Annotated in this window: 8 protein-coding genes; 5 read left to right on the top strand and 3 right to left on the bottom strand. The window is 35.7% G+C overall.

Annotation, left to right across the window (positions count from 1 at the left end):
• Window positions 1-144: 144 nt before the first annotated feature.
• The gene (gene thiD / locus BU038_RS11545; protein ID WP_107606138.1) at window positions 145-975 is read right to left on the bottom strand and encodes a bifunctional hydroxymethylpyrimidine kinase/phosphomethylpyrimidine kinase; all 831 of its coding nucleotides are present in this window, start codon (window positions 973-975) and stop codon (window positions 145-147) included.
• Window positions 976-1,082: 107 nt separating this feature from the next.
• On the opposite strand from thiD, the gene BU038_RS11540 reads away from it, so the two are divergent.
• From BU038_RS11540 to BU038_RS11520, 5 genes are all read left to right on the top strand, one after another.
• Entirely contained in the window at window positions 1,083-1,748 is a 666-nt protein-coding gene (locus BU038_RS11540) for a uracil-DNA glycosylase (RefSeq protein ID WP_107606137.1), read from the top strand.
• A complete protein-coding gene (locus BU038_RS11535; RefSeq protein WP_107606136.1) occupies window positions 1,741-2,118 on the top strand; it encodes a DUF5327 family protein in 378 nt (125 codons plus the stop codon). Before BU038_RS11540 ends, BU038_RS11535 begins: the two co-directional genes overlap by 8 nt.
• A 20-nt stretch (window positions 2,119-2,138) precedes the next feature.
• Window positions 2,139-2,522, top strand: a complete 384-nt coding sequence (locus BU038_RS11530; protein ID WP_002481372.1) for a DUF423 domain-containing protein — start codon at window positions 2,139-2,141, stop codon at window positions 2,520-2,522.
• A gap of 65 nt (window positions 2,523-2,587) precedes the next feature.
• Window positions 2,588-4,090, top strand: coding sequence for an APC family permease (locus BU038_RS11525; protein WP_428843602.1), 1,503 nt, complete (start codon window positions 2,588-2,590; stop codon window positions 4,088-4,090).
• Window positions 4,091-4,285: 195 nt separating this feature from the next.
• Window positions 4,286-4,912 (top strand): DedA family protein, encoded by a 627-nt coding sequence (locus tag BU038_RS11520; protein ID WP_107606135.1) that lies wholly within the window; start codon window positions 4,286-4,288, stop codon window positions 4,910-4,912.
• A gap of 397 nt (window positions 4,913-5,309) precedes the next feature.
• On the opposite strand, the gene BU038_RS11515 is transcribed toward BU038_RS11520, so the two are convergent.
• Both BU038_RS11515 and BU038_RS11510 read right to left on the bottom strand, forming a co-directional pair.
• Window positions 5,310-5,735 (bottom strand): hypothetical protein, encoded by a 426-nt coding sequence (locus BU038_RS11515; RefSeq protein ID WP_158262798.1) that lies wholly within the window; start codon window positions 5,733-5,735, stop codon window positions 5,310-5,312.
• A gap of 8 nt (window positions 5,736-5,743) precedes the next feature.
• Complete coding sequence (locus BU038_RS11510; protein WP_142402602.1) at window positions 5,744-6,100, bottom strand: DUF2812 domain-containing protein; 357 nt, start codon at window positions 6,098-6,100, stop codon at window positions 5,744-5,746.
• Between the last annotated feature and the right edge of the window lie 28 nt (window positions 6,101-6,128).

Here is a 6,128-nt window from a genome sequence, read left to right as displayed (position 1 = left end):
ATATTAGGAAATTAGCAGCTCTACGAGCTGAAAATTTCTTGGACAAAATAAAAAAGGAACGATTTTCATTTTTATATGTGAAAATCGTCCTTTTTATTAGGTTCCAGAACAATTATGTCCCGGCCCCAATCTTATGAATCAATATTAAACTTCTTGAACGTCTACATTGATTTTTTCAATGCGGTTATATGCACCGTGGTCTACTGGACCTACGAATTCGTTCATTTTCCAACCGTTTTTAATTGCAGATGCGACGAATGCTTTTGCGTTAACGACTGCATCTTTAGGTGATTGGCCATTTGCTAAGTTAGCAGTTGTGGCTGCTGCGAACGTACAACCTGCACCATGGTTATAACTTTGTTGGAACATATCTGTTGTTAATTGATAGAATTTATCGCCATCGTAGTATAAGTCATAAGATTTTTCTTGATCTAATGCTTTACCACCTTTGATGACTACATTTTGTGCACCTTGATCATAAATGATTTTAGCTGCTTTTTTCATATCATCAATAGATTTTAATGTGCCTAATCCAGATAATTGGCCAGCTTCAAATAAGTTAGGTGTTGTGACAGTTGCTTTAGGTAATAGGTATTTAATCATTGCATCTGTATTACCAGGGTTGAGTACTTCGTCTTCACCTTTACAAACCATAACAGGGTCAACAACGAAGTATTTCGCACCTGACTCTTCGAATGCTTCTCCTGCACGTTTAATGACTTCTTCAGTACCTAACATACCTGTTTTAACAGCGTCTGGTCCGATAGAGATAGCTGTTTCTAATTGTTTGTTAAATACGTCGAAAGGAATTGGTGTTACATCGTGTGACCATGTTTCTTTGTCCATTGTCACGATTGCTGCTAATGCAACCATTCCATAAGTGTCTAATTCTTGGAATGTTTTTAAATCTGCTTGCATGCCAGCTCCTGCACTTGTATCTGAGCCAGCAATTGTTAATACTTTTTTCAATGCCATATATTCATACACTCCCTAACGTTTCTTTTACTCTATAATAACATGTTTACAAGGGTGGATTGAACTTTTTGATATATCCTGTGTTATCATAGTTTTGAGGTGATACCATGGAGTGGTCTGAAGTATTTCATGATATAACAAGTCGTCATGATTTCACAGCAATGCATGATTTTTTAGAAAAAGAATATACGACAAAAATAGTTTATCCTGATAGAGAAAATATATATCAAGCGTTTGATTTAACGCCTTTTGATAAGGTGAAGGTCGTTATCTTAGGCCAAGACCCATATCATGGACCTAAACAAGCGCACGGCTTAGCATTCTCTGTTCAACCAGAAGGCAAGTTTCCACCTTCTTTACGTAATATGTATCAAGAATTAGAGGATGATATTGGTTGTAAACGAACAGTATCTCATTTGCAAGATTGGGCTAAAGAAGGCGTGTTATTATTAAATACTGTCTTAACAGTACGTAAAGGTGAAGCCCATTCACATCGTGGTATCGGTTGGGAAATTTTTACAGATGAGATTATTAAAACTGTTTCTGAACAACGTGATCACGTGGTCTTTATTTTATGGGGTAAACCCGCACAACAAAAAGAGAAGTTAATTGATACGTCTAAACATGATGTGATTAAGTCAGTACATCCGAGTCCGTTATCAGCGTATCGTGGCTTTTTCGGCTCTAAACCGTATTCTCAAGCGAATGCCTATTTAGAAGCACATCATCAAACACCGATTAATTGGTGTGGTGAGGAGGCTATGGATGAATAAAGAGAAGTTAATTGCATTGATCGAACGTGAATTAGTGCAGGCGGATGAAGCGTCGAGTGAAGCGGAATTCAGCAAGCATATGTATGCGATTCATACACTGACTTCACTGTATACAGATAGTGATTTAAGTGATGTGTCTACACGTTCACCAAAACAAACAAGTACGACATATCATCAAGCACCTTCGGTGACATCTCCAAGTCATACGACAAGTTCACATTCACAAGTATCAGCAGCAGAAATCAAAGCGATGGGCGGAAAAGTATCATCGCAACACAACCCATCGAATTTATCGACACCGCCGGGGAACTCTAATAAAATGGTAACTGATGACGAATTAGGAAATGGCGATTCTATTTTTGACTTTTAATTAAAAAGGAGAGACTTTATATGAACTTTAAAACGATGAAAACGTTCGTAGCAATCGGTGCAGGGTGTGCAGCACTATCAGTTGCGACAGGTGCGTTTGGTGCCCATGCATTAGCAGATAAATTATCACCGCACTATTTAGATGTGTGGAATAAAGCAACAACATATGAAATGTATCACAGCTTAGGTTTAATCGGTATTGGTATCTTAAGCGGTACAACTAAATTAAACTTAAAAGCTGCAGGCTGGATGATGCTTGGCGGTATTGTTATCTTTAGTGGCTCATTATATACTCTATCATTAACACAAATTAAACCATTAGGGGCAATTACACCAATTGGCGGAGTGTTATTTATCGCTTCTTGGGTAACTTTACTCGTACAAACACTAAAATTAAAAAAATAAACTAATAAACGGTTCAAAAATTCATCTCACAGGGTATAATGTATCGAATGAGGTGAATTTTTATTATGGGAAAAATAGAGAAAAAACACCATAAAAAAGTAGACCGAGGAGATTTACAACAAAACCTATCTGAGAAATTCGTATGGGCTATTGCCTATGGTTCATGTATAGGTTGGGGGTCATTTATTTTGCCAGGGGACTGGATCAGTCAATCTGGTTCTATCGCAGCAGCAATCGGGATTACAATTGGTGCATTACTAATGATTATTATTGGCGTAAGTTACGGTGCATTAGTGAAACACTTCCCAGTATCTGGGGGTGCATTTGCGTTTAGTTACTTAAGCTTCGGGAGGTATGTCAGCTTCTTCTCATCATGGTTCCTGACATTTGGTTATATCTGCGTGGTCGCCTTAAATGCCACCGCCTTTAGTTTACTCTTGAAGTTTATGATGCCGGGTGTGCTTGAACACGGTAAACTTTATACCATCGCTGGATGGGATGTATACATTACTGAAATTATTATTGCAACAGCTTTACTTTTACTTTTTACTTTTATTACTATTCGTGGTGCACAAGTTTCAGGTAGTCTGCAGTACTACTTCTGTATCGCAATGGTAGTAGTTGTACTATTAATGTTTTTCGGTTCATTTTTCGGTAGTGGTTTCTCATTAAGCAACTTACAACCTTTAGCTGAAGAGAAAAAAGGATGGTTTACATCAATTATTATGATTGTAGCTGTCGCACCTTGGGCATATGTCGGATTTGATAATATTCCACAAACTGCGGAAGAATTCGACTTTGCGCCGAATAAAACATTTAAATTAATTGTTTATAGCTTGCTTGCGGCAGCTGGAACATACGTTTTAATGATTTTATATACAGGTTGGTTAAGCAGCCATGGTGCTGAAAACAGTGACTTATGGGCAACAGGCGCTGTGACGCAACAATCGTTTGGTTATATTGGTTTATTTGTCTTAGCCGTAGCGATTACTATGGGGATTTTCACTGGACTTAACGGATTCTTAATGAGTTCAAGTCGTTTATTATTCTCAATGGGACGTTCAGGTATTATGCCTAGCGTTTTCAGTAAAATCCACCCGAGATTTAAGACGCCGTACGTCGCAATCTTATTCTTAGGTGCTTTAACATTAATCGCGCCTTGGTTAGGGCGTACCGCATTGACATGGATTGTAGATATGTCTTCAACAGGCGTATCTGTCGCATATCTCGTGACATGCTTATCAGCAACAAAATTATTTAGTTTTAATAAAGAAAGTAATACTTACGCACCGATTTACAAATCGTTTGCGATTGTCGGTTCAATCTTTGCGTTTATTTTCTTAGGATTACTCTTAATCCCAGGATCACCAGCCGCATTATCAACACCATCATACATTGCGTTGATTGTATGGTTAGTTCTAGGCTTAGCATTCTTCGTGGTACGTTATCCAAAACTAAAAAATATGGATAAAGACGAACTGAGTCGACTAATCTTAGATACAAGTCAACAAAAAGTAGATGAAATCTTAGATGAACCTGACTCTGAACCCACTCAAACAAAAGCATAAATTATATATTAAGAGCGATGATTCTAATTAGGATTCATCGCTCTTTTCTTATGAATCACTAAAATTTTTAAATGATAACTGTATTATAGCTATGTATAATTACTTGCATTAACTCAAAGAATACTATAAGTTATTAAAAACAAATAAAATGGAGAACCCATGGTGTTTGTTGAAAATCCACTTAGGAGGAACAATATGGAGAAAATGGTCGAGCAGTTTATCGATCAATTTGGTTACCTCGGTGTATTCTTATTAATCGCTTTAGAAAACATTTTTCCACCCATTCCATCAGAGTTGATTCTAACATTTAGCGGTTTCTTAACGTTACATTCTGATATGAATATCGTTGGTGTTATTATTGCGGCAACGTTGGGTTCTGTCTTCGGAGCAATTGTACTCTATTTTGTTGGTCGTTTATTATCAACAGAGCGTTTACAGAAATTAGCGAATGGTAAAACTGGAAAAATTCTTCGTTTTAAAGCAAGTGATATTGAAAAAGCAGATGACTGGTTCGATAATCACGGTAAGAAGATTGTTTTCTTTGCGCGTTTTATTCCTGTTATTAGAAGTTTGATTTCTATACCGGCAGGAACAACTAATATGCCTTTAACATCGTTTATTATACTTACCACACTTGGTACATTAATATGGAATACAGTATTAGTGATTTTAGGTCAACAAGCTGGAGAAGCATGGCCGAAAATTTCAGCCACATTTGATTCTTTCTCAAATATCGTATTAATTGTCTTAGTTCTTTTACTTATTATTGGAATCATATATTTTGTGAAGAATCGTTTTAAAAACTCAAAATCAGATGAATAATCAATCGCCGTTATTTCCTTAACAATTAAGAAGGAGATAACGGCGATTTTTATATTATAATATGGATGTGTAAGTTGAGGTCGTTAATTTAATATTAAAAAGAAAGACGTTATTGTGTATGAAGGAATAAAGAGGTGACACCATGAATCTAACAAAATTAATAGTACTCATCATCATTGTTGGAATAATACTTGCGATCAATTATAAACTCAATATCATTGAGCCCATTCCATTGATACTCGGGGCAGCGTTTGTCTTGGTATTTAATGTCGTTATGAAGCGGTTCAAATCGAAAGATAAGTAAAATAAATACGCATACCTTCTCAATTTGGAAAGTATGCGTATTTATTTTGTGATTATAGGGATAGTTTATCTCTGTTTGCTTGGTGCTAAGTATCTAGAAATGCATATAGACAGGGAATAAGTCCCATTGTGAATATACATAAATATGCTCATTTGAAATGTTCAATTCTTTTTGAATCGCCGATATAATAGTTTCTTTTGGCTCTTTGCTTAAAAGGCTATAGTAATGTTTGCCGTCTTTCTCTGTTTGGTAACGCCAAGCACCAAGATATTTAAGCGCATCGATATTAGGCGCTTCTGAGTTATCCTTGATGGAAACAGAGTAACTTAAATATAATTCATCGTGAAGTTTAGGGCATGATTTACGAATTCTTCGATTGATTAAAATTCTAAAAAGTAAAGTGATTAGAAAAATCATGAGCATAATTTGCATTGGTATTTTTATAGTAGATGATGGTTTGCCAATTGCAGTGTAGTAAGACCATAAGGCAACACAAATTATCATTGTCAAAATTGCCAAAGTAAAGTTTATACGCTTAAAGAAACTAAGATATTCGTGTTCGATGTTTTTGGTATCGCTAATAGTACTGTATATAGGGTCGTCATTATTTTTAAGATAACTATAAAGCACAGTATACTTTGAGTAAAAGAGTTTTTTGCGAATACGGAGAGGAAAGGAGCTTTACTTTTATTTTGACTACTTTCTTCTAAATCTTTTGTTCTTGCAAATGTTACCTGAAGTGTTGTGTTTTGGACTTCAGGATCTTTTTCAAAAGTATAGATATTATTTTGTATGTCTTTTAATACATATCCTTCTTTCTGTTGCTTTTCTAAATAACGAATTTCTGAAGGACTGCCTTTGAAATAAAATTTGATGTTTTTCATGATGTTTGCCTTCTTCCTAATGTTATAT

This window comes from Staphylococcus simulans, assembly GCF_003043455.1.
GTDB classification, from domain to species: domain Bacteria; phylum Bacillota; class Bacilli; order Staphylococcales; family Staphylococcaceae; genus Staphylococcus; species Staphylococcus simulans_A.
This window is presented reverse-complemented; position numbering and strand designations above follow the sequence as displayed.